The organism is Microcystis sp. M49636_WE2 (genome assembly GCF_030065375.1).
GTDB lineage: Bacteria > Cyanobacteriota > Cyanobacteriia > Cyanobacteriales > Microcystaceae > Microcystis > Microcystis aeruginosa_C.
The window spans coordinates 1-1016 of the sequence record NZ_JASJFG010000548.1 but is presented as its reverse complement, the minus strand read 5'-3'; the positions used below and the strand labels follow the sequence as shown (position 1 = coordinate 1016).

Here is a 1016-nt window from a genome sequence, read left to right as displayed (position 1 = left end):
GAAAAGTTTAATTCAGTAATTCTCAGTGCCGATTCCCGACAAATCTATCGAGAATTTAATATTGGTACTGCTAAACCTAGCTTAGAAGAATGTCAGCGGATTCCCCATTATCTAATTGATATTTGTGATCCTCAAGATAATTTCACCCTAGCACAGTACCAAGAACAGGCTGAGGATTTAATCACCACTCTCCACTATTCTCCTCTGTTTTTGGTCGGTGGTACGGGACTTTATATCAAGTCCATTGTCAAAGGTTTAAAAATACCGAGGGTTTCCCCTCAACCGGATTTAAGACGGCAATTACAAGCTTTAGGACAATCCTATCTTTATCAAATTCTGATGCAGGTAGATGAGGAGGCTGCTAAAAAAATTCATCCCCATGATCAGGTAAGGACTTTACGCGCTTTAGAGGTTTTTTATCTGACAGGAAAACCTATCTCTAGTCAGCAGGGAGAAAACCCTCCCACTTATCCAATTTTACAAATTGGTTTAGACTGTTCCCCAGAAAGTTTAGACAAGCGGATCACTGTTCGTACTCATCAAATGATTGCAAAAGGATTAGTAGCAGAGGTGCAGAATTTGGGGGATAAATACGGTTGGGATTTGCCACTTTTGCAGACTTTGGGTTATGCAGAGATTAAGCAATATCTGCTCGGGGAAATTTCTTTAGAACAGGCGATCGATTTAATTATCCTCCATACCCGTCAATTTGCCAAACGTCAGCGCACTTGGTTTCGTGCCGATGCTGGTATTGTCTGGTTTCCCATCGATAAAGAAAATTTATTGGAATTGGTGGAACGAAAAATTATTTTGTTCCTTGAGGGGTTGTCAAGGCCCGATATAAAAACACATCATCCTGATTAACGATTAACCGAAAGTTCTCATTTTGATTCAGTTTATTTAAGTGATCATCAATTAGTTCTGGTGAACTAGACCAACCGGGATGACGGCGATCGAGTAGGATATAATTAAATTGATTTAAATCTAGGGATTGGGAACCTTCGATCGCTAATTTG

At 39.8% G+C, this 1016-nt stretch carries 1 protein-coding gene and 1 pseudogene; one reads left to right on the top strand and one right to left on the bottom strand.

Translation table 11 applies throughout. The annotated features are described in order from the left end of the window. A partial coding sequence (miaA, locus tag PX484_RS12695; protein WP_288104109.1) for a tRNA (adenosine(37)-N6)-dimethylallyltransferase MiaA occupies positions 1-864 on the top strand: 864 nt, incomplete at its 5' end. Here the strand turns inward: miaA and PX484_RS12690 are convergent. Further along, positions 806-1016, bottom strand: a pseudogene (locus PX484_RS12690) (DUF2079 domain-containing protein); the annotation flags it as partial. The gene miaA and the pseudogene PX484_RS12690 overlap by 59 nt on opposite strands.